Below are 21,361 nucleotides of genomic sequence, written 5' to 3'. Positions count from 1 at the left end.
AGGTTACCTCCCGGCCTTTTAATGCATATTTCTCTCGGGGGAAGCCGCGTCGTCGCTACTCACACGCCCATGACGCGCGACATGAGCTCCTGATGAAATCGGCGTGGCGTGGCCCAGGTCAAGACGGTGATAGCCTTGTTGCCAAAACCTGGCACGACACTCATACGTCCGGCTTGCAGCGCACGGATTCCTGCACGTACAACGGGCTCGGGCTGCATCATGACGCTTTTCAAGGCCGGCGTGATTTTCTGCCTGGCGCTTTGTGCAAAGCCGGTGTCCGACATCCCAGGACAAAGGGCGGTCACGACGACGCCAGTGCTTTTGAGTTCACGATGAAGCGCGTCGGAGAAGCGAAGCACATAAGCCTTCGCCGCGGAGTAAACAGCGAAATTCTTCACGCCCTGAAAAGACAGCAGGCTGGCGACCATCAGGATGTGGCCACGTTGCCGGGTTCGCATGTCTGCCGCGAAGAGGTGTGTCAGGGCCGTCAAGCTGGCGATATCCAGATCGATCATGGCCAGGGAGTTGTCCAGGGGCTGTTCCAGGAAGGGGCCCTGCAACCCATGACCCGCGTTGTTGATCAGCACATCGATCACGATGTTGCGTTCGCTTAGCCGCTTGTGCAGATCGATAACCGCCGGGATCGAGGACAGGTCTACTTGCTCGACGATGACCTCAACGCCGAAACGTTCGCGCAACTCTATCGATAGCGCTTCGAGCCTGCTCAGCCTGCGCGCCACCAGGACCAGTGATTTCCCTTGTGCTGCGTATTGCCGGGCAAACTCCTCGCCAAATCCGCTTGAGGCGCCGGTGATGAGCACCCAGGAATTCTCGCTCGCTTTCATATCGCTGTTCTCTGGTTGGTTTATGGAATCGTTTGGGCAGCTAACCGCCGCGCAAGCAGAACGACGCAGATCAATGCTCGCCAGCCGGTCAAGCGAAGCCCGCTCTCGAACGGGTAGTCGCGTGTGCGCATAAAGCGCCGCGTCGCCAGGTCAGGTCATCGAGTCGCCACGGACCGGGTGTCAGGAGGTTGCCAGCCACCACCGAGGGCCTTGAACGCCGCGACCGCCGCCCGTGCCGATTCCGTTCGCGCCTGCGCTCGGGCATCGGAAGCCTGCAGCATCGTTTCGTCGGCGTGCAGGACATCGATCAGGCTGGCGGTGCCTTTCTGGTAGGCGATGAACGACGATTGGCGAGCCTGCGTCAGGGAGGCTTCGCCTTCGCTCAGGGTGGTTGCCTGGACTTCCCGATTCACCAGGGCGGAAAAGGCATTCTCGACATCTTCGGTGGCGCGCAGTACGGACTGGCGGTAAGTGGCCAGTGCTTCGGCTTCCTGGCCCTTGGCTTGATCGATTTGAGCGTTTATGCGGCCAAAGTCGAACAGTCTCCAGCGCAGGCCCAACACGCCCGCCGACTGATTGGCGCCGCCGGTGAAAAGATTGCCGCCGGATACCGCTGTGGCGCTACCCAGCAATGCGCTGAGGGAGAATTTCGGGTAGTACTCGGCAATCGCCACCCCGATGCGCGCGTTGGAAGCCGCAAGCTGGCGCTCGGCGACGATGAGATCGGGCCTGCGGCGTAGCAGATCGGCCGGCGTTCCCATGGCCTTTATCTGCGGCGCAAGAGGAATGCTCCCTGTATTGGCCAGTTGCGCGCGATGAGTGCCTGGCGGTGTACCGAGCATGACATCCAGTGCATTCATGGCAGCATCCAGGCCGGTCTGCAAGACCGGCACGGTCGCCTGGACCTGCGATAGCGCGCCCTCGGTCTGCTGAACCTGATAGTTGGCAGCGAGGCCCTTGCCGTAAAGCAAGCGGACTTTCTCCAGCAGCCCCTGCTGCGTTTTGACTTGGCGGTTGGCAATGTCCAGCCGGGCCTGCAATCCGCGGAGGGTGATGTAGATATCGGCGGTCTGCGCAGCGACGGCCAGTCGTGTGGCGGCGGCGCCCGCCTCGGAAGCCTGGTACTCGGCGAGTGCGGCTTCGCGTCCGCGTCGCAGGCCGCCAAAGACATCGACCTCCCAGCCCGCACCGAGGTTAACCTCGTAGGAGTTTCCATACCGATCATAGCCAGGCGTTGAGTTCAACACCTGGCCGAGCGGGGTCTCGATCGATTGGTAGGAACGCGCGGCCTGGCCACTGATGTTCCCCGAGGGCAGCAAGGCGGCATTTGCGGCACCCAATCCTGCCCGAGCCTGCGTGACTCGCGCCGACGCCTGTGCCAGATCCAGGTTCTGTTCAAGCGCCTTGGAGACGAAGTCGGTCAGCACGGGATCACCAAAACCTTCCCACCAGGCCACAAGACTGGCCGGCGTCGCCACAGGCCTCTGCTCGACGGCAGATTGACCCAGGTAACGATCCAGCAGCGGGGCATGCGGACGTTGGTAGTCCGGACCGACCGCGCAGCCTGCCATCAAGCTGGCGCTCACCCAAAGGGCAATGGGGCGGAGGGGAGGCATTGAGGCTCCTTAAATCGAAGATATTTGTGACCATATTACGTTATGGTCACATCCTGTCAATCAGCACAATTTGATCGGCTTCTAAAGTTTGCTCAATGAATACGGCGGTTATGGCGTGAGCCTAGAGAATCCTGACACGTCACAGGGTGTGACCATTGACAGATATGGTCACTACGCTGAGAATGTGCTGCATGTCCTATTGTTCAAGTAAGGGAACCTATGCGCCGGCTCCGACCTGTCCCCATTGCCGCTTGCCTGTTGCCTCTATTCCTGACGGCGTGTGGCGACTCATCCACCGTTGAAGATCCACGCACGCAGGCCCCTCTGGTGAGGTCCTCGGCGGTGCAGGGGGCGTCCGGTGTTTCACGCTCTTTCACTGGCGTCGTGGCGGCCCGCGTCCAGGGCGACCTGGGTTTTCGGGTATCGGGCAAGATACTTGAGCGCTTGGTCGACACGGGCCAGACCGTCAAGCGGGGTCAACCGCTCATGCGTCTCGACCCAATCGACCTGGGATTGCAGGCGCGAGCGCAGCAAGAGTCGGTCATCGCCGCTCGGGCCCGAGCCAAGCAGACAGCCGATGACGAGGCGCGCTATCGCGACCTGGTCGCCGCGGGGGCTATTTCTGCATCGGCCTATGACCAGGTCAAAGCCGCAGCCGATACCGCAAAGGCGCAGCTCAGCGCCGCCGAAGCGCAGGCTGACGTAGCCCGCAATGCTTCTGGTTATGCGGTGCTGTTTGCCGATTCCGATGGCGTGGTGGTGGAGACGCTGGCCGAGCCCGGGCAAGTCGTCAGCCCGGGGCAGCCCGTGGTGCGACTGGCGCGGGCAGGGCAGCGCGAAGCCATCGTGCACCTGCCCGAGACGCTACGCCCGGCAGCGGGATCTACCGCGCAGGCGACGCTGTATGGCAACACCACGGAAGCTGTTACAGCGAAGCTGAGGTTGCTTTCAGACTCGGCCGACCGGATGACACGCACCTTCGAGGCGCGGTATGTGCTTGAGGGCGCGCTGGCCAATGCGCCGCTGGGTTCGACCGTCACCCTGCGGATCGCCGAGGGCAGCGCCAATGGACAGGTGCTGCAAGTGCCGATCGCCGCCATTCATGACCCGGGCCAGGGCACTGGCGTGTGGGTCATTGCTGGCACACCGGCGAAGGTGGCGTGGCGACCTGTCCGGGTCCTGGGCTTGAGCGACGACGCAGCGCAAGTTGCCGGCGATCTCAAGGCCGGCGAGCGGATTGTGGCCTTGGGCGCGCATCTACTGCGCGAGGGTGAGGAAGTGAGGCTGGCTCAGCAGGGTGACGTTAACGTTGCCGGGAGCCATCCATGAGCCAGGGGCGCTTCAATCTGTCGGCGATCGCCGTTCGTGAACGTTCGATCACGGTATTCCTGATCTTCCTGATCGCTGTTGCTGGCACCCTGGCGTTCTTCAAGCTGGGGCGGGCGGAGGATCCGCCGTTTACGGTCAAGCAGCTGACGGTCATTACCGCATGGCCGGGCGCCACGGCGCAGGAGATGCAGGACCAGGTTGCGGAGCCCCTGGAAAAACGCCTGCAGGAACTGAAATGGTACGACCGCACGGAAACCTACACGCGTCCAGGTCTCGCGTTCACGATGGTGTCGTTGCTTGACAGCACGCCGCCCTCGCAAGTGCAGGAAGAGTTCTATCAGGCGCGTAAAAAGCTCGACGACGAGGCCATCAAGCTGCCGGCGGGTGTCATTGGCCCAATGGTCAACGACGAGTTCTCAGACGTGACATTTGCGCTTTTCGCCTTGAAAGCCAAAGGCGAGCCGCAGCGGCTGTTGGTGCGTGATGCGGAGTCGTTGCGCCAGCGCCTGCTGCACGTGCCAGGCGTGAAGAAGGTCAACATCATCGGCGAGCAGGCCGAACGCATCTTTGTCTCCTTCTCCCATGATCGACTGGCCACGCTGGGCGTTTCTGCCCAGGATATTTTTGCCGCGCTGAACAATCAGAACGCGCTCACGCCTGCCGGCTCGATTGAAACCGACGGGCCGCAGGTCTTCCTTCGTCTCGACGGTGCCTTCGATAAGGTGCAGAAGATTCGTGACACTCCGATTGTGGTCCAGGGGCGCACGCTCAAGCTCTCTGACGTGGCAACTGTCGAACGGGGCTATGAAGATCCAGCAACCTTCCTTGTGCGTAATAACGGGGAAGAGGCTCTGTTGTTGGGCGTCGTGATGCGAGACGGCTGGAACGGCCTGGACCTGGGCAGGGCGCTGGACGCCGAGACGAGCAAAATCAATGAAGGCATGCCGCTGGGCATGACGCTGGCCAAGGTCACCGATCAGTCTGTGAACATCAGTTCGGCCGTCGACGAGTTCATGCTCAAGTTCTTCGTCGCCCTGTTGGTTGTGATGCTTGTCTGCTTTCTCAGCATGGGCTGGCATGTAGGTATTGTGGTGGCCGCCGCTGTGCCGTTGACGCTGGCCGTGGTGTTTGTGGTGATGGCGGCCACGGGCAAGAACTTTGACCGTATTACCCTCGGGTCGCTGATTCTGGCGCTTGGCCTGCTGGTGGACGACGCCATCATAGCCATCGAGATGATGGTGGTGAAAATGGAGGAGGGCTACGACCGCATCAAAGCCTCCGCGTACGCCTGGAGTCATACGGCCGCGCCGATGCTCTCCGGTACGCTGGTGACCGCCATCGGCTTTTTGCCCAACGGCTTCGCCCAGTCCACCGCCGGCGAGTACACCAGCAACATGTTCTGGATCGTGGGCATTGCCCTGATCGCCTCCTGGGTGGTCGCGGTGGCCTTTACCCCCTATCTGGGGGTGAAAATGTTGCCGGACATCAAGCCGGTCGAAGGTGGCCATGCGGCCATCTACGACACCCCTAATTACAATCGCTTTCGCCGGATTCTGACGCGGGTCATCGCCCGTAAATGGCTGGTGGCCGGCACGGTTATCGCGGCGTTTGTCGTGGCGATTCTCGGCATGAGCCTGGTCAAGAAGCAGTTCTTCCCCACCTCGGACCGTCCCGAGGTGCTGGTCGAAGTGCAAATGCCCTATGGAACCTCCATCGAGCAGACCAGTGCCACTGCCGCAAAGGTCGAGGCCTGGCTGCACAAACAGGATGAAGCAAAAATTGTCACGGCCTATATCGGGCAAGGCGCGCCGCGCTTCTACCTGGCGATGGCGCCGGAGCTCCCCGATCCCTCGTTCGCCAAGATCGTGGTGTTGACGGACAGCCAGGAGGCGCGCGAGGCCCTCAAGTTCCGTCTGCGCGAGGCCATTGCTGAAGGGCTTGCCCCGCAAGCGCGGGTCAGGGTTACGCAGTTGGTGTTTGGTCCGTATTCGCCATTCCCCGTCGCCTACAGGGTAATGGGGCCTGACCCGATGAAGCTGCGCGAGATTGCCGGCCGGGTACAAGAAGTCATGCAAGCAAGCCCGATGATGAGGACGGTCAATCGCGACTGGGGACCACTGACGCCGACGCTGCATTTCAGCCTGGATCAGGATCGTTTGCAGGCGGTTGGCCTGACATCCAGTGCAGTCGCCCAGCAGTTGCAGTTCCTGCTGGCCGGGGTGCCGATCACGGCGGTTCGTGAAGATATTCGTTCAGTGCAGGTGGTGGGGCGCGCCGCGGGCGACATCCGGCTCGACCCCGCCCGGATTGAAGGCTTCACATTGGTGGGAGCGGCGGGTCAGCGTATCCCCCTGTCCCAGGTTGGAGAGGTGGATGTGCGCATGGAGGATCCGATCCTTCGGCGTCGTGACCGCACCCCGACCATTACCGTGCGCGGCGACATTGCCGAAGGCTTGCAGCCACCGGACGTCTCGAGCGTGATCATGAAGGAGCTGCAGCCGGTCATCGACACCTTGCCTGCCGGGTATCGTATCGAGCAGGCGGGGGCCATCGAGGAGTCGGGCAAGGCTGGCCAGGCGATCTTGCCGCTGCTCCCGATCATGATTGCCGTCACGCTGCTGATCATCATCCTGCAGGTACGCTCGGTCTCGGCGATGATCATGGTGTTCCTCACCGCGCCGCTGGGATTGATTGGCGTGGTGCCGACATTGCTGATCTTCCAGCAACCGTTCGGAATCAACGCCCTGGTCGGCCTGATCGCACTTTCGGGCATCCTGATGCGTAATACGCTGATTCTGATCGGGCAAATCCATCACAACGCACAAGAAGGACTGGACCCGCTCCATGCAGTGATCGAAGCCACGGTACAGCGCGCCCGCCCGGTATTGCTGACAGCGTTGGCAGCCATCCTGGCGTTCATCCCCCTGACGCACTCGGTCTTCTGGGGGACCCTGGCCTATACACTGATCGGCGGTACATTTGTCGGCACCATCATGACGCTGGTGTTCCTGCCGGCGATGTACTCCATCTGGTTCAAGATCACTCCTGTCAAGCAGAGGCAAGCCGAAACAGCGGAACTGATATAGCAGGCGAACCCGCTAGAAGAGAGGACGCCATCGCCGTCCTCTCGCGGTTTCAAGCGTGGCCCGACCGCAGGGCCACGCCAGCATCGATAAGGGGAGGGTGGTGCAGCAGCACCGCCTTGGGTTGCCTGTCTCCGCCTGCCAAGGTGCGCATCAGCCGCAGACCGACACCGTTTTTATTGTGGTTCTTAGAACGTTTTGTTTTAGAAAAATGGCACGGCACTGATCACCATTGACATCTTTCTTCACCCACTGGATGAATTTGATAAAGGGCGGATCAAAGCTATATTCACCAAGGACAGTGATCTTAATTATTTCCAAATATATGTTAAATATCCGGGCAGGAGCCAAGAGACATGACAGGGGAAGATCTGATCAGGGCTATAAACAACAACACAACACTCATGGACTTGAAGAATTGTCCTGGTGTGCCAGCTCAAATGAGCTGCGCTGCTTACGGGAAGGTGCAAGATGATGTTGGAAATGATGTCATCGAAAACAATGCGAGCATGAAGTACCAAATCGAACAGGCACTTTTATTTCGTGGCGTTCACTCGCAGACAGCTGTTTGGCACTTTCTTATTACGGGATCAGCGGTTCATCACTTTGTCGTTATCCCTTGGTACAAGCAGTCAGTCGGGACAGTGTATACGGTCTTTATGGCCTACGAGCATAAAAAGGGCGACGAGTATGGGTACTCGGTGGATAAGTATGTCAAACATATCCATCCAGCCCCTGGCGAGATTAAAGGCTACAAGACAGTTTGGACGGCAAACGACCTAAGCACCATGCTCTCTGACTTGCTAACTAAGAGTAACGCTTGGGAAGAATATTTCGGTAATGTTGGACCCGCTCAGGCAGATATAATTCGCTACTATCAATACAAAACAACAGCACTAAGCTCTGCAGTTTCCAACGTGAATCAATACAAAGAGCTCTGTCGGTAGACTACTTGACCATCCTGGCGACCGCCTCACGCTTGGCCTGCGGTTACCCAAAGCCCACCTTCAGTGCCTTGATGTGCAGGTGGGCCTCGGCCAGCAGCCTAAAAAGGCCGCCGCGTACTTTTGCCAAGAGGTGAGGGCGAAGTCCGCCCTGCCTCGAAGACCTTGAAGACCTCGAAGTCACGAACGCCGATACGGGCGTCTCACTCGTGCTTCCAGAGGAGCACCAGCGTTTCTGGACTCATGCAAAGCAGCTGTCCGGCTGAACGCCCACTAATCGCAAGAAGCCCCCGCCCGATCTGGCTCCGGGTCGCCGAGTCACCCTTTGACGTGAGCCGAAACGGCGCAGATCCACTTGCCTGATAGCGCCCTAGGGTGCCTGCTGAAAAAAGGCATTGTGTTGTCTCGAAAACGAATGTTATGTTTATAACATTGTTGAAATTAATGACATATTAATAACAATCTGTGCTCAGGGGGCTCTGACATACCTACGGAAAAGAACAGCTTCCTACAGTTGCTGGAGCAAGAGTTCTCCAGCCTGACCCCTACCGGCAAGCGCATCGCCAGCTATCTGTTGGGTAACCCGGAACAGCTTCCGTTCGAGTCGGCCGATAGCATCGCGCAGCGGACCTCCACCACAGGGATTTCTGTCGGGCGCTTTTTTCGCTCCCTTGGCTACCAGAACATTGATGAAGTCAAACAGAGCCTGCGCGGTGAAACGCCCACCTCGTGGCTGATTACCGACCGCATCGGTGCCTTTCGTGCCGAAAGCAATCAGGAAGACGCTCTCGATCGTTCCATGAGTCGCGAAATCGAGGCCATCCGGCACGTGTACGGTCTAGCGCGCAGCAGTGCCTTTGCCGATATCGTGCAGCGCATCTACGAAGCTGATGCCGTATTCATCCTCGGAATCCAGTCCACTCGCGGGATTCTCACAGCGTTTCATAGCCACCTTGAATACATTCGGCCCAAGGTCTACTACGTCGATGGCCTGTCAGGAATCTACGCAGAAACCCTGAACTCTGGCTTCGCCAATCCCTACGCAATCATTTCGGACTTCCGTGCTTATTCCAGCGTGACCCAGACCTTCTGCGACGCGGCGGTAGACAACGACCTGCCACTGGCCCTGATCACAGACCTGCAGTGCCCCTGGGCCAGGGATTACCCGCTTGATCTCTTGCAACTGAAAAACGATGTCGGGCAGTTCTGGGACTCCCTTGCACCCTTGGCCTGCCTGTTAAATCTCATCGTGTCGGCCGTCGCGGAGAAATACGGCGATCGCCTCGATGAGCGCTTGGCCAAGAACCGTCAATTGCAAAAAGCTTTCGGTCAGTTCGAAAGCTGATCCCATCGCCCCACCGAATCCCAACTGGAGTGTTTGCGTGAACAACAGCCCACTTGTAGAGATTGATGCCCAGCGCTATCAGGTGCAAATCGACCTGATCTACGCCGGTGCAGAAAATCTGGCTGGAAAAGTAATCTATTCGAATGCTCGTTGCAGGTTGCACCGTCAGGCTGCGACTTGCCTGGAAAAAGCTAGCCAGCTCGCGCGCCAGGCCGGGTTTGCCCTGCGCATTTACGACGCCTACCGGCCACCCTACGCCCAGTACCTGTTGTGGGAAGCGCTACCAGACAACGACTACGTGCGTGACCCGCACTTGGGCTCCCACCATAGCCGTGGGGTGGCGGTGGATCTGACCTTGGTGGGCGCCGATGGTGAGCCACTGGACATGGGTACCGCATTCGACGCGATGGAAGAAAAGTCCCATCAGTTCTATCCCGACTTGCCAGCAGACGTGCAACGCAATCGTCTGCTGTTGCTGGGGATCATGCTGGATGCTGGTTTCCAGGCAATTCCCACCGAGTGGTGGCATTACGAACTACCGAACGCCGACGATTACCCATTGCTGGAGGACGAGTAAGCCACGGGTTTTACAAGCCAATCGAACCGCAACACCGCCCCCGAAAAAACCAGAGAGTTTTCGAAAAGCACACTGCACAGCCCACTTTCAATGCGGCTGATAACAACAACAAACCAGCGTTACTTACGTTTCACCTGCAACTGCCCGGTTATAGCTTTTATAAAAAACCTGACCTACTTCCCTATCGAATGATCAAGGAAACCGGCATGAACCCAATGAACACCGTGACCAGCAAAACCTTTCCCGGCGTCGGCAAACTGCTGCTGAGCGTTTTGTGCAGTGCATTGAGCCTCGGTGGCTGGCAGGCTGCTGCGGCGGCTGTACCCCAAGACACGCTGGTCATCGGCAAACCCGCCGATCCGCAGACCCTCGACCCGGCCGTGACCTTTGACAACAACGACTGGACCATCACCTATCCGTCGTATCAACGCTTGGTCGGCTACAAGGTCGAGGGCGACAAAAGCAGCACTGAAGTGCAGGGTGACCTGGCCGAGAGCTGGACCGTTTCCCCAGACAGCCTGGTCTGGGAGTTCAAAATCAAACCGGGCAATAAATTCGATGACGGTGCCCCGGTAGATGCCACAGCGGTAAAGTTTTCCTTTGATCGCTTGATGACCCTCAAGCAAGGGCCTTCCGGCGCATTTCCGGAGGACATGGTGGTGGCGGTCGTCGATCCGCAGACCATCCGCTTCACCCTGAAAACGCCTTTCGCGCCGTTCCTGTTTACCCTGGCCCACAACGGTGCTTCGATCATCAACCCCGATGTGGTCAACAAGAGTCCGGACGTAAACGCCTGGTTGTCGAGCCACACCGCGGGCTCCGGTCCTTTCCGCCTGAGCAACTGGCAAAAAGGCCAGTCGTTGACCATGGAGCCAAACACCTATTTCGCCGGCCCCAAACCAGCGCTGAAAACCGTGGTCATCAAGATCATCGGTGAGCCATCCGTGCGCCGCCTGCAGTTGGAACGCGGTGACCTGGACATCATCGAAGACATGCCCGAAGACCAGCTTGGCGCTCTCGCCAGTAAGCCGGGCGTCGTGGTTAAGGATTTCCCGTCGCTGCGGGTGACCTACCTGTACCTGAACAACAAAAAGGGTCCGCTGACCAGCGTCGATGCCCGTCGTGCGATAACCGAAGCCGTGGATTACAACGGCATAGTCAAAGGCATCCTCAAGGACAAAGCCAAGCTGATGAACGGGCCGATCCCGGACGGCATGTGGGCTTATGACAGCTCGCTGTCGCCGATGAGGCAGGATATGGCAGCCGCCAAGGACAGCCTCGCCAAGGCACCGCAGAAAATCACCAACCTCAGCTACATGTATTCGGATAAGGATCCCAACTGGGAACCGATCGGCCTGACTCTGCAAGCCGCATTGGCGCCACTGGGCATCAACCTCAAGCTGGAAAAACTCGCCAACGCGACATTGCGTGAGCGCGTCGGCCAGGCGGACTACGACATCGCTGTCGGGGCCTGGAGCCCGGACTTCGCGGACCCGTACATGTTCATGAACTTTTGGTTCGACTCCAAGATGCAAGGCCTGCAAGGCAACCGCTCGTTCTACAGCAACCCGGAAGTCGACAAACTGATCCGCGAAGCAGCCGCTACCAGCGATACCGCCAAGCGCGTCGAGCTGTACCAGAGCGCGCAGAAGGTGGTGCTCAAGGACAGCGTTTACGCCTACCTCTATCAGAAGAGCTACACGCTGCCGATGCGTGACTCGGTCAAGGGCTACCTGTTCAACCCCATGCTCGAACAGGTGTTCAACCTGGGCGGTATGAGCAAGTAAACCCGCTTCCTCGCGCCAGCTGTTCACGGCTGGCGCGGCTTCTGACTCTCGTCGCTCGTGTTACTGAGGTGCCAAATGGCCTTCCTGACTTTGTTGCGCAAGCGTCTGCTCGGCCTGTTGTTGGTCGTGTTCGGTGTTTCGCTGATTACCTTTGCAATTTCGCACTTGATTCCGGGCGATCCTGCCCGACTGATCGCTGGCGACCGTGCCAGCGATGCCTTGGTGGCCGGTATCCGTCATCAGCTGGGATTGGATCTGCCGCTGTATCAACAATACGGTCGTTATCTGATGGACCTGCTGCACGGAGACCTGGGCACCTCGATACGCACCAGCCGTCCCGTTCTGGAAGACTTGCAAGCGTTCTTCCCGGCAACCCTGGAACTGGCGCTGGTAGCGCTGGTGCTGGCGGTTCTGGTCGGCATCCCGCTTGGCGTGCTGTCAGCGGTTTATCACAACCGGGTCATTGACCAGATCGCCCGTACCCTTGCGGTCACTGGAATTTCCACGCCGGCCTTTTGGCTCGGTCTTGGTGCAATCGTTCTGTTCTACGGTCACCTTGGCTGGCTACCGGGTGGTGGCCGGTTGTCCGAAGGGCTGGCGCCGCCACCGACAATCACCGGTTTTTATCTGATCGACTCGCTGCTCGCCGGTGATGGCCGACTGTTTCTCGATGCTGTGGAGCACCTGATTCTTCCCGCTGCAACGCTGGGGTTCGTGACCTTGGGTGTCGTCGCACGACAGATTCGTTCAGCCATGCTTGATCAACTGGGTGAGGACTATATCCGCACCGCACGCGCCTATGGCCTGTCCCGATGGACCGTGATCCTGCGCCACGCACTGCCCAACGCCCTGATTCCTTCGGTGACCGTCCTCGGGTTAACCCTGGGTGATTTGCTGTATGGCGCAGTGCTGACCGAAACAGTATTTGCCTGGCCTGGCATGGGCGCCTATGTCGTCAAGTCGATCCAATCGCTGGACTTCCCCGCGGTGATGGGCTTCGCCATTCTGGTTTCGTTCATCTACGTGCTGTTGAACATGGCCATCGATCTTTTGTACCGCGTGATCGATCCACGCATCGGCGAGGTGAACTGAAATGTCCGTAACCCTGACAGCAGCGCGCCGCCCGCGCTGGAGCGAAAAAACCGCCTACCTGGCCTACCAGATCCGCCGAAGCCCGCTGACCATGGCGGGCCTGACGATCACTTCTATCGTGTTGCTGTGCATGATCTTCGCCCCTTGGCTCGCCAGCCACGATCCCAACGCACTGAACCTCGCCGAACGCCTGGCGCCACCGTCCAGCGACCACTGGTTCGGCACCGACGAAGTCGGCCGCGACCTGTTCAGCCGCGTGCTGTTCGGTAGCCAACAGTCGGTGGGCGTCGGCCTGTTCGTGGCTTTTGCCTCCTGTTTCATTGGCGGGTTGCTGGGATGTTTTTCGGGAGTGGTCGGTGGTCGTTTCGACGCGTTAATCATGCGCCTGATGGACATCATGCTGTCGGTGCCGTCGCTGGTACTGATCATGGCCCTGGCGGCGGCGTTGGGCGCGAGCCTGTTCAACGCCATGCTGGCGATTACCCTCGTGCGAATTCCGTCCTATGTGCGGCTGGCCCGTGGCCAAGCCTTGAGCATCCGGCAGATGGGGTATGTCAAGGCCGCCCAGACCTTCGGGGCTGGACGCTGGCACGTGGTGCACTGGCACGTGGCACGCAACGCGATGCCTCCACTACTGGTGCAACTGAGCCTGGATATCGGCAGTGCGATCCTCATGGCCTCGGCCCTGGGCTTTATCGGCCTGGGGGCACAACAGCCCACGGCCGAGTGGGGCGCAATGGTCGCTACCGGGCGTAACTACATCCTGGATAACTGGTGGTACTCGACCTTTCCGGGCCTGGCGATTCTGATCACAGCCACCGGCTTCAACCTGCTGGGCGATGGCGTGCGCGATCTGCTCGATCCACGGCAACAGGGGAAATGACCATGCACACTTCGAGTCCAGTACTGGCCATCGATAACCTGAGCCTGGAATTCCCGGCTTACAAAAATAACGTCAAGGCCCTGAACGGCGTGTCGTTGCACGTCAATCCCGGCGAAATCGTCGGCGTGGTAGGCGAGTCGGGGTCGGGCAAGTCGGTCACGGCGATGCTCAGTATGCGATTGCTGCCAGAGCGCAGTTATCGGATCACCGCCGGCAGTTTGAGCATGCTCGGTCGCGACATGCTGGCGGCTCCTGAAAAGGAGCTGCTACAGATGCGTGGGCGCGATGCCGCGATGATTTTCCAGGAGCCGATGACGGCCCTGAACCCGACCCGGCGCATCGGTCGGCAAATGCTCGACGTGATCATCCATCACCAAAAGATCAGCGCGGCCCAAGCCCGTCTCAAGGCAATTGCATTGTTGCGTGACATGCACATCGCCAGCCCGGAGCAAGTACTGGAGAGTTACCCTTTCGAGCTGTCCGGAGGCATGCGGCAACGGGTGATGATCGCGCTGGCGTTCTCCTGTGAGCCGCAACTGCTGATCGCCGACGAGCCGACCACCGCCCTCGACGTTACCGTGCAACGCCAGGTGCTGTTGCTGCTGAGAGAAAAAGCCCGGCAACGGGGCACCGCCATTCTGCTCATTACCCATGACATGGCCTTGGTTTCGCAGTTCTGCGACCGGGTGTATGTGATGTATACCGGCGCGGTGGTTGAAGAGGGCGGCACCGTCGAAGTGATGGGCAACCCACAACATCCCTATACGCAAGGGTTGCTCAGCGGCCTTCCGGAAATGGTCGAGCCGGGCCAGCCGCTGCTGACCATCCCCGGTCAAGTGCCAAACCTGGCGTCTTTGCCTGTGGGCTGCACCTTTCAGGAGCGTTGCCCCTACGTCATGCCGGTTTGTAGCAAACGCCCGAACCTCAACAGCATGAATGGTAATGACCAACGTAAAAGTGCGTGCTGGTTACCGGTCAAGGAGCTTTCGTGATGAACAATGCTGTCATTCATACCACCACCCAAATGGCACCCACGATTCTCCAACTTGACGATGTTCGCGTCCGTTTCCCCATCAGTCATGATTGGCTCGGTCGACCGCGGGGATATGCCCACGCTCTGAACGGCATTGACCTTCAGGTACGGGCGGGAGAAACCCTCGGAATAGTGGGCGAGTCAGGCTGTGGCAAAAGTACATTGGCGCAGCTATTGATGGGCTTGGTACCGCCCAGCAGCGGCAAGCTGAACTGGGCCAGTCGCAGCGGCGGGGAGGGCAGCAGCAACGTTCAAATTGTTTTCCAGGACCCACAGTCTTCGCTTGATCCACGCTTGCCTGTCTGGAAAATCATCACCGAGCCGTTATATGCCCGAGGTCACGCTTCCCGTGCGCAGATGCGCGATGTGGCGGCCCGGGTCGCGGCCCAAGTCGGTATCCGCCCGGAATACCTGGACCGCTTTCCCCACCAGTTTTCCGGTGGTCAGCGACAGAGGATTGCCATTGCCCGAGCCCTCTCATCAGACCCGGATATTATTGTCCTGGACGAGCCGACATCGGCGCTGGATATTTCGGTTCAGGCACAGATCCTTAACCTTCTGGTGGAGTTACAAAGCGCTCGCAACCTGACTTATATCCTTATTTCCCACAACGTCTCAGTAGTCCGCCATATGGCAAACCGGGTAGCGGTGATGTACCTGGGGCAAATCGTTGAACTTGGCAACGCAGCCCAGGTTCTCGATCAGCCACGCCATCCCTATACCCGCTTGTTGCTCGAGGCGGTACCACGACTAGGCGTGCCGCTGCATGCCGAACAGGTTGCGGCGCCTACCGAATTGCCAGGGAACCGTCGGCTACCGAGTGGCTGCTTCTTCCGCGAACGTTGCGGCCTGTGCACCGCTGGCTGCGAAAAGCCCCAGGCCTTGCTGGAGAATGAGCAGCAGCGCGTGCGATGTCATTTACAGAGCTGATCACTGCCCGCAGACAGCAACACGGGACCTCGATCGTGCGGACGACTTCAGGTAATCGCTGAGCAGACCAGCAAGGGCGACGCAGGGCGCGGCGCTGTTGTATTAGCACATCGATTTGCCAACGGACGCTCCGCCATCGACAAACAATGTCTGGCCAGTGATAAAGCCGCTCTGTTCCGATAACAGGAAGGCGATGGCCGCCGCGACTTCATCCGGCTGACCGAGCCTGCCCATGGGAACGCTCGCCAGGTAACGGGCTTCACCGTCGCTGCCCAGCGGATTGCCGGCGCGGAACAACTCGGTTTCCGTGGGGCCTGGAGCAACGGCGTTGACGGTGATCCCGGTGGTTGCCAACTCCAATGCCCAGGACCGCGTGAAGCTGACCAGCGCGGCTTTTGCCGCGGCATAGGCGGTGCGGTGTGGGATTCCCAGAATGGTCAGGCTGGAGATGTTGACGATCCTTCCCCAACCGCGATTGCGCATACCCGGTAGCAGTGCTTGCGTTGCCTGCAAGGCGCTATGCAGGTTGACCCGCATGACCTCATCAAAGTCATCGAGCTGTATATCGCCCAATGCCTGCGGGCGTACCAGGCCAACGTTATTGATCAAACCATCGAAGTCATAACGAGAAACGAGCCCCGCCAACGTTCTTTCGGTCTGCGCCCGGTCGCCCAGATCGAGGGAAATGAGGGTGCCGGGAAAGTGCGGATCGTTGCTGTTGCGAGCGATGCCGACTACATGGTGGCCCGCTTGGGACAATTGGTTCGCGAGCGCACGTCCGATGCCTTTGCTGGCACCGGTGACAAGGAAAGTACGAGTTTTCATTGCAGAGCTCCAAACACCCGGCAACATCCGGGATCGGGGAGGGGGGGCAGCGCCAGGATGTGGCGCGCCATCAACCAGGACGGAGTCGGAAGCATGCCCTGTCTGGATACTCTATTGATGTGTGTTGTGGCGATAAACCACCGCCAGAGGAATTCAATTGGACTTGGAAGGCAATGATCGCTGGGACGGCAAGGTTGAAAATGCAGACTTTCGCATCTTTTGTTGAGGCCCGTCGATGGAAGGGGGTGCACAAGGTTTGGGGGGTTAGTGTTTTCAGGCGATAAACGTTTAGACGTGATGGCGGTAGTTTCGTCCTCCAGGATAAAGGTGCGAGATCTCAGCTCCAATGAAGTCTTAATTATATCTCGGGTGATATTGACTTCGAATTCGAGATCAAACGATCGCACCCCGAAATCAAAGTCGATAAAACTCCTAAAGCAAACCGTGGAAGATAAATCGTAGAGGTCTATCTGAGAGCGGTTTAACTATGGTTAAACGACAACCCTTGCATTGCGACAATCTGCAACCTACATGGAATTTGGCGTCGCGACGGCGTTAAAACGCAGAGGAGTGAAGGCATTGGGTCAGGTTCGGCTAGCCGCTCAGCCAGCGCTTCGCAGCCGCCGCCACAAGGTGGTGCGGCTGATGCCGAGACGACGCGCCGCCTCGTCCATATTGCCCTGGCAGCTTTCCAGCGTTTCCTGTACGTGGCGTAGCTGTGCCGCCTTACCGATCGTGTGCAGGTCCGTTTCGCATGGCTTTTTTTTCCCAGCGGGTGACAAAGGGGACTCTTCGCACAGTTCAGGGAGCACGCGCGCCAGGTACTGTTCGTCCACCTCGTTGTTGTGGAGGAGTTCGTGCGCCGAGAGCATGGCACGTTCGATCACGTTCTCGAGTTCGCGGACATTGCCTGGCCAGGTGTAGCGCACTAGGTAAGGCAGCAAGGCTGCGGGCAAGGCCGCAGCGCCTGGGGGCTGGCCTTGGACCAGCAGGCGCTGGCTGATGCTGTGGCTAATCTGGGCGATATCTTCAAGTCGTTCTCGCAATGGCGTAGTTTGCAAACGAAGGATGTTCAGCCGGTAGTACAAGTCGGTGCGAAACTCACTCGCTTGCATGGCCGCGTGCAAATCCTGGTGGGTGGCCGCGATGATTCGTACGTCGATGGAAATCGGTTCGGTGCCGCCCAGGCGCAGGACCTCACGCTCCTGTAGCACACGCAGCAGGCGTGTCTGCAGCGACACAGGCATGTCGCCGATCTCGTCGAGAAACAGCGTGCCGCGGTGCGCCGCTTCGAACAGGCCCGGCTTGCCGCCTTTGCGCGAGCCGCTGAAGGCGCCTTCCTCGTAGCCGAACAATTCGCTCTCCAGCAGCGACTCGGGAAAGGCCGCGCAGTTAATTGCGACGAAGGGGCCCTGTTTGCGTGGGCTCTCGTTATGGATACCTTGGGCCAGCAATTCCTTGCCGGTGCCGCTTTCACCAGTGATCAGGATGGTCGAATGGCTGGCGGCGAAACGCTTGGCCAGCTGTAGCATTTCGCGGTTCGCCTTGCTGTTGTCGTTGAGTTGTTTCGAGCCGGTAGCGAGCCGTGAACGCGTCCGGGCGGCAGGCGGAGCGGATGCGTTGGTCCGCGCGCTGCACGGCGGCGATGTTCTGGCAGGTGAGCACCAGGCCTGTGCGCTCGCCGTTCTCGAGAATTGGCAGCAGATTACTGACCACCGCGTGCGAGCCCAGCCGGATCACTCGGTTTCCCTCGCCTGCGCCATCCTGCAATGCTTGCTGCAAGTCCAGTTCCGGGCACAGCTGCTGTAATGGCCGGCCCAGTGCAGCACTGATCGGCAACTCAAGCAGTTGGGCAAGGGCCGGGTTGAGCGATTGCACCATGCCCTGGTTGTCGACCGCCGCCACGCCGCTTGGGATGTGTTGCAGCACAGCATGCAATGCCCAGCAGGGTGTTGCGGTAGGGCTCTGGTCTTTGGTACTGACTACCGAGGATGGTGGGAAGACGTGGACGGAGCAGCCGTTGCAGGCACCACCAGGCGCCAAGAGGGCCGACCTTAACCTGATGGGGCTTTTTGCCGACAGCCGCGGCACGCTTTACGCCACAGCCGAGCATGGGCAAGTGTTGCACTCCGAAGACCATGGAAAAAGCTGGCGTTATCTGGATACCGGCTACGAAGGCACCCTTTGGTCTGGCGCAGTACTGGACGATGGAAGTCTGCTGCTTGGTGGCCAGCGTGGGACACTGTTGCACGGCTCTGCGAGTGAAAAGGGCTTTCGCAGATTGCCAACGCAAAGCAAAGGCTCTGTCACCTCTGTAGCGGTAGCTGGTCCTAAAGTGCTGGCGGTCGGGCTGGAAGGGCTGATGCTGCAGAGCAGCGATGGTGGACACAGTTTCCAGGAAAAGCAGTCCGCTGATGGTGTCTCGCTGACGGCGGCGCTGTTCAATGCCGACGGAGCACCTGTGCTGTTTTCACGTCGCGGGGTAATACCCTACCAGGAGTGAAGGGTCGCTCATTGCCGTGCGCGCCAACGGGCGAACTGCTCGTGGCGCACAAGCCATAAGGGTGCTATCAGTCATCCTGCGCCTGCACTATTCCTCCTGCGTTTTTTGAGTGGTTGTCCATGCGTGTCTGCAGACATGGTGGACACGGCCAGGGAACTCGCCCGCAGGGGGGCATCCGAACTGCTGATGAATGTCGCAAGGTCGACACAAAACGTAGCCTGGGAACTGTGGATGAAGATGGCGTTCAGCCTGACGCAGGATCCGGTGGTGCTTGAGGAGTTCCTGGAAGTCTCGTTGCGGTCGATCTCGGGGTTCATCGACAACAACATGCGTGTGGTGACCCAAATCATCCTGGAAGAAAAGAGCGTCCAGGCCCATGACGACCACATTGACAAACGCAGTCTGGTCAGTCGGTTGCTCGACGGCAGAGATGTGGATACCGAGCAGTTCGGCAAGCGACTGGGCTACAGCCTTTCTCAGAAGCACCATGCCTGCCTCGTTTGGAGCGAAATCCCGGACGCAGAACTCCGCCCGCTGGAGGAGATGGCGCGCGCTCTGGCGCATCTCGGTGGCACAGTCGCGCCCCTGATCGTGTTCGCGGGCCCTGCCACCCTTTGGGTCTGGAGCAACGCGGCAAAGCCGCTGGACCTGAACATGCTGCAAGGCGTTGCTCGGCAATTTCCAAAGATACGCGCGGCAATCGGCTCCCCGGGAGCGGGGGTGAATGGCTTCCGTCGATCACACTTGGAAGCCTTGACCACCCAGAGATTGATGGGCCGTTTGGCTGGCGCCCCCGCCGTTGCCACGATCGATCAGGTGAGGATGGTGTCTCTGATGACCCAGGACGCGCGTGCGGCCAGGCAGTTTGTCTTGAGCACGCTGGGGCGGTTGGCGACGGAGCCCATGGTTCTTCAACGCTCGTTGCACGCCTTCCTGGCCAATGGCTGCAATATCACCCAGACCGCTGAAGCACTGGGTACGCACCGCAATACATTGCTGCGTCGGCTGGAGCGTGCTCAGGACCTGCTGCCCGTCCAACTTGCCGACCATTGCATTCGGATCGCCGCAGCACTTGAGCTGGTGATCTGGAACATCCCGCTGGACAACGGTGAGCAATAGCCTCCGTTTCCCTTCCTTTCGTTGTCACAGCGGCCCTATTGTTCGCGGGTGCTCAATTGGGCTCCTGCGTTGCAATGCCCTGTAGAAATCTGCACTCTCTTGGCGTGCGGCCTCGCTGGCGAGCATCCACTGCGCCATGCAACAGCGATACGAACATCTCGGTCAGCAACGTAAAGGAGAAGGCGAAAATTGTGCACGGATGATGCAGGCCTCTCGATCAGCCTGGCCATCCGACTTCCACCAACAACCCCAACGCTCGCATGCGTAGGCGGATCGCTGTCTTTGAAACATTGAAATACCTACTCAGCGAGTCGCACACCATCTGATACTGGGTCACGTTATCCGGCTGATTGTCTATAGGCTGGCTCAGCACCAAGGGGAGGGTGGCCAGTTCGAGCAGCGCATCACCGACGGTTCGGGTGTTGTGGATCAGGTAGAACATATTGCCTTCGCCAGGCACGTGAGCTGATCGCTCAGCCATGCTGAAGCGACTTTGAAATATGTGAAAAAAATGTGCAGAAGAATCCAGTAAATACTTCTGTAGCAGGCATTCTAGAGCCGCTAAGCAGTTTACAGAAATGTGCATTTTCTGAAGCTGTTGCACCCTCGGTTTTACTCATTGGGCGCCTAGCAAGCGCATGTCAGGCTCCACTATCGGGTGCTTGCCTGAAAAGCACCACCTTATTGGAGTTGGACAGATACGAGCGTGCTTGGCTATTTTCGAAGTAAACCACGCCTGAATGGAGCAGGTAGAGGAGACTCGAGTTACCATTGCTTTTGATCTTTGCAATTTCCTTCAACCGTTCCATCTTCCAATCCTCTGTGCCGTTCAGGTGCCCAGGACTAACCAAATGCATCCGCGTGATTTCCCAGGCATCATTGTCAACGCCTTCGAGCTCCAGTAAGTCCTTGAGATCTTTGATCAGCAGTGTCGTTGGACGAGCCATGCCTTCAACATGCTCCAGCGCCATCACATAGAACCACGGCTGTGAGGTCAGGTACTCGACGTAACGCCATGAATGCGCGCCTTTCACTAAGGCTCCGAGCGGTACCTCCGCGTGTTCAAGTGTCAGAAACATACGACCTCCAGCAGAAATGAACACTATAGATTGTAGTCCTATAGTGATCATTATTGCTTCATCGTTCCTTTTGCAGGTACAGCAAATGGAACTTAATGAATCGCCCCGGGTTTCGTAGACACCTCCATGCCTTAAAATGAGGCCAATCAGGAGGTGCCATGAGCAACCCGCGTTATCCCGAAGAATTCAAAATCCAAGCGGTCAATCAAGTGACCGAAAAGAAGCTTCCCGTCGCTGACGTAGCGGCCCGTCTTGGTGTGTCGACGCATAGCCTCTATGCGTGGATAAAGCGCTACAGCAAACCTCAAGAAGAACGGCAGCAAGACGATGACCAGCACGCTGAACTGCGTCGACTGCGAGCGGAACTCAAG

At 58.8% G+C, this 21,361-nt stretch carries 17 protein-coding genes and 2 pseudogenes; 13 read left to right on the top strand and 6 right to left on the bottom strand.

The window, feature by feature from the left end; all coding sequences use genetic code 11:
- Window positions 1–59: 59 nt before the first annotated feature.
- Both CRO75_RS27995 and CRO75_RS27990 read right to left on the bottom strand, forming a co-directional pair.
- The gene (locus tag CRO75_RS27995) at window positions 60–845 is read right to left on the bottom strand and encodes an SDR family oxidoreductase (RefSeq protein WP_097139559.1); all 786 of its coding nucleotides are present in this window, start codon (window positions 843–845) and stop codon (window positions 60–62) included.
- A gap of 155 nt (window positions 846–1,000) precedes the next feature.
- Entirely contained in the window at window positions 1,001–2,461 is a 1,461-nt protein-coding gene (locus tag CRO75_RS27990) for an efflux transporter outer membrane subunit (protein WP_097139557.1), read from the bottom strand.
- A 219-nt stretch (window positions 2,462–2,680) separates the two neighbouring features.
- On the opposite strand from CRO75_RS27990, the gene CRO75_RS27985 reads away from it, so the two are divergent.
- The 10 genes from CRO75_RS27985 to CRO75_RS27940 all read left to right on the top strand — a co-directional run bounded on the left by CRO75_RS27985 (window position 2,681) and on the right by CRO75_RS27940 (window position 15,464).
- Window positions 2,681–3,790 (top strand): efflux RND transporter periplasmic adaptor subunit, encoded by a 1,110-nt coding sequence (locus CRO75_RS27985; protein WP_062825888.1) that lies wholly within the window; start codon window positions 2,681–2,683, stop codon window positions 3,788–3,790.
- Window positions 3,787–6,876 carry an efflux RND transporter permease subunit gene (locus tag CRO75_RS27980; RefSeq protein ID WP_097139555.1) on the top strand — a complete coding sequence of 1,030 codons (3,090 nt, stop codon included), beginning with the start codon at window positions 3,787–3,789 and terminating at the stop codon, window positions 6,874–6,876. Before CRO75_RS27985 ends, CRO75_RS27980 begins: the two co-directional genes overlap by 4 nt.
- A gap of 353 nt (window positions 6,877–7,229) precedes the next feature.
- Window positions 7,230–7,820 carry a hypothetical protein gene (locus CRO75_RS27975; RefSeq protein ID WP_097139553.1) on the top strand — a complete coding sequence of 197 codons (591 nt, stop codon included), beginning with the start codon at window positions 7,230–7,232 and terminating at the stop codon, window positions 7,818–7,820.
- A 481-nt stretch (window positions 7,821–8,301) separates the two neighbouring features.
- Complete coding sequence (locus tag CRO75_RS27970; RefSeq protein ID WP_097139551.1) at window positions 8,302–9,162, top strand: MurR/RpiR family transcriptional regulator; 861 nt, start codon at window positions 8,302–8,304, stop codon at window positions 9,160–9,162.
- A gap of 37 nt (window positions 9,163–9,199) precedes the next feature.
- Complete coding sequence (ddpX, locus tag CRO75_RS27965) at window positions 9,200–9,739, top strand: D-alanyl-D-alanine dipeptidase (protein WP_097139549.1); 540 nt, start codon at window positions 9,200–9,202, stop codon at window positions 9,737–9,739.
- Window positions 9,740–9,945: 206 nt separating this feature from the next.
- A complete protein-coding gene (locus tag CRO75_RS27960; RefSeq protein ID WP_097139547.1) occupies window positions 9,946–11,526 on the top strand; it encodes an ABC transporter substrate-binding protein in 1,581 nt (526 codons plus the stop codon).
- A gap of 75 nt (window positions 11,527–11,601) precedes the next feature.
- The gene (locus tag CRO75_RS27955) at window positions 11,602–12,618 is read left to right on the top strand and encodes an ABC transporter permease (RefSeq protein WP_097139546.1); all 1,017 of its coding nucleotides are present in this window, start codon (window positions 11,602–11,604) and stop codon (window positions 12,616–12,618) included.
- Between the two features lies 1 nt (window position 12,619).
- Window positions 12,620–13,501: a D,D-dipeptide ABC transporter permease gene (gene ddpC, locus CRO75_RS27950; protein ID WP_053261166.1), complete on the top strand. Its 882-nt coding sequence runs from the start codon at window positions 12,620–12,622 to the stop codon at window positions 13,499–13,501.
- Window positions 13,502–13,503: 2 nt separating this feature from the next.
- On the top strand, window positions 13,504–14,493 hold the full coding sequence (locus CRO75_RS27945) for an ABC transporter ATP-binding protein (RefSeq protein ID WP_097139543.1): 990 nt from the start codon (window positions 13,504–13,506) through the stop codon (window positions 14,491–14,493).
- Complete coding sequence (locus tag CRO75_RS27940; protein WP_097139541.1) at window positions 14,493–15,464, top strand: oligopeptide/dipeptide ABC transporter ATP-binding protein; 972 nt, start codon at window positions 14,493–14,495, stop codon at window positions 15,462–15,464. The genes CRO75_RS27945 and CRO75_RS27940 overlap by 1 nt, the downstream gene beginning before the upstream one ends.
- A gap of 102 nt (window positions 15,465–15,566) precedes the next feature.
- Here the strand turns inward: CRO75_RS27940 and CRO75_RS27935 are convergent, their stop codons facing one another.
- Entirely contained in the window at window positions 15,567–16,289 is a 723-nt protein-coding gene (locus CRO75_RS27935; protein WP_097139539.1) for an SDR family oxidoreductase, read from the bottom strand.
- 602 nt (window positions 16,290–16,891) lie between these two features.
- Window positions 16,892–18,221, bottom strand: a pseudogene (locus tag CRO75_RS27930) (sigma 54-interacting transcriptional regulator); the annotation flags it as partial.
- A gap of 4 nt (window positions 18,222–18,225) precedes the next feature.
- Between CRO75_RS27930 and CRO75_RS27925 the strand changes: the two are divergent.
- Together CRO75_RS27925 and CRO75_RS27920 are read left to right on the top strand one after the other, a co-directional pair.
- A pseudogene (locus CRO75_RS27925) lies at window positions 18,226–18,792 on the top strand (glycosyl hydrolase); the annotation flags it as partial.
- A gap of 231 nt (window positions 18,793–19,023) precedes the next feature.
- Window positions 19,024–19,911: a helix-turn-helix domain-containing protein gene (locus tag CRO75_RS27920; protein ID WP_239990649.1), complete on the top strand. Its 888-nt coding sequence runs from the start codon at window positions 19,024–19,026 to the stop codon at window positions 19,909–19,911.
- Between the two features lie 217 nt (window positions 19,912–20,128).
- Here CRO75_RS27920 and CRO75_RS27910 read toward each other — a convergent pair whose 3' ends face one another.
- Entirely contained in the window at window positions 20,129–20,353 is a 225-nt protein-coding gene (locus CRO75_RS27910) for a hypothetical protein (protein WP_097139535.1), read from the bottom strand.
- 199 nt (window positions 20,354–20,552) lie between these two features.
- Entirely contained in the window at window positions 20,553–20,990 is a 438-nt protein-coding gene (locus tag CRO75_RS32905) for a hypothetical protein (protein ID WP_158539510.1), read from the bottom strand.
- A 158-nt stretch (window positions 20,991–21,148) separates the two neighbouring features.
- Here CRO75_RS32905 and CRO75_RS27900 point away from each other — a divergent pair.
- The coding region (locus tag CRO75_RS27900) for a transposase (RefSeq protein WP_143504101.1) at window positions 21,149–21,361 on the top strand (213 nt) is incomplete at its 3' end.

It is taken from the genome of Pseudomonas sp. LAMO17WK12:I10 (assembly GCF_900215185.1).
GTDB classification, from domain to species: Bacteria; Pseudomonadota; Gammaproteobacteria; order Pseudomonadales; family Pseudomonadaceae; genus Aquipseudomonas; species Aquipseudomonas chlororaphis.
Note: the sequence above shows the minus strand (reverse complement) of the source record. Positions and strands in the feature narration are given on the sequence as shown.

Excerpts from the sequence above, each read along its gene's own strand:
- CRO75_RS27995 (WP_097139559.1), bottom strand. The coding sequence starts at position 845 with ATGAAAGCGAGCGAGAATTCCTGGGTGCTCATCACCGGCGCCTCAAGC.
- CRO75_RS27990 (WP_097139557.1), bottom strand. The coding sequence starts at position 2,461 with ATGCCTCCCCTCCGCCCCATTGCCCTTTGGGTGAGCGCCAGCTTGATG.
- CRO75_RS27985 (WP_062825888.1), top strand. The coding sequence starts at position 2,681 with ATGCGCCGGCTCCGACCTGTCCCCATTGCCGCTTGCCTGTTGCCTCTA.
- CRO75_RS27980 (WP_097139555.1), top strand. The coding sequence starts at position 3,787 with ATGAGCCAGGGGCGCTTCAATCTGTCGGCGATCGCCGTTCGTGAACGT.
- CRO75_RS27975 (WP_097139553.1), top strand. The coding sequence starts at position 7,230 with ATGACAGGGGAAGATCTGATCAGGGCTATAAACAACAACACAACACTC.
- CRO75_RS27960 (WP_097139547.1), top strand. The coding sequence starts at position 9,946 with ATGAACCCAATGAACACCGTGACCAGCAAAACCTTTCCCGGCGTCGGC.
- CRO75_RS27955 (WP_097139546.1), top strand. The coding sequence starts at position 11,602 with ATGGCCTTCCTGACTTTGTTGCGCAAGCGTCTGCTCGGCCTGTTGTTG.
- ddpC (WP_053261166.1), top strand. The coding sequence starts at position 12,620 with ATGTCCGTAACCCTGACAGCAGCGCGCCGCCCGCGCTGGAGCGAAAAA.
- CRO75_RS27945 (WP_097139543.1), top strand. The coding sequence starts at position 13,504 with ATGCACACTTCGAGTCCAGTACTGGCCATCGATAACCTGAGCCTGGAA.
- CRO75_RS27940 (WP_097139541.1), top strand. The coding sequence starts at position 14,493 with ATGAACAATGCTGTCATTCATACCACCACCCAAATGGCACCCACGATT.
- CRO75_RS27935 (WP_097139539.1), bottom strand. The coding sequence starts at position 16,289 with ATGAAAACTCGTACTTTCCTTGTCACCGGTGCCAGCAAAGGCATCGGA.
- CRO75_RS27920 (WP_239990649.1), top strand. The coding sequence starts at position 19,024 with ATGAAGATGGCGTTCAGCCTGACGCAGGATCCGGTGGTGCTTGAGGAG.
- CRO75_RS27910 (WP_097139535.1), bottom strand. The coding sequence starts at position 20,353 with ATGTTCTACCTGATCCACAACACCCGAACCGTCGGTGATGCGCTGCTC.
- CRO75_RS32905 (WP_158539510.1), bottom strand. The coding sequence starts at position 20,990 with ATGTTTCTGACACTTGAACACGCGGAGGTACCGCTCGGAGCCTTAGTG.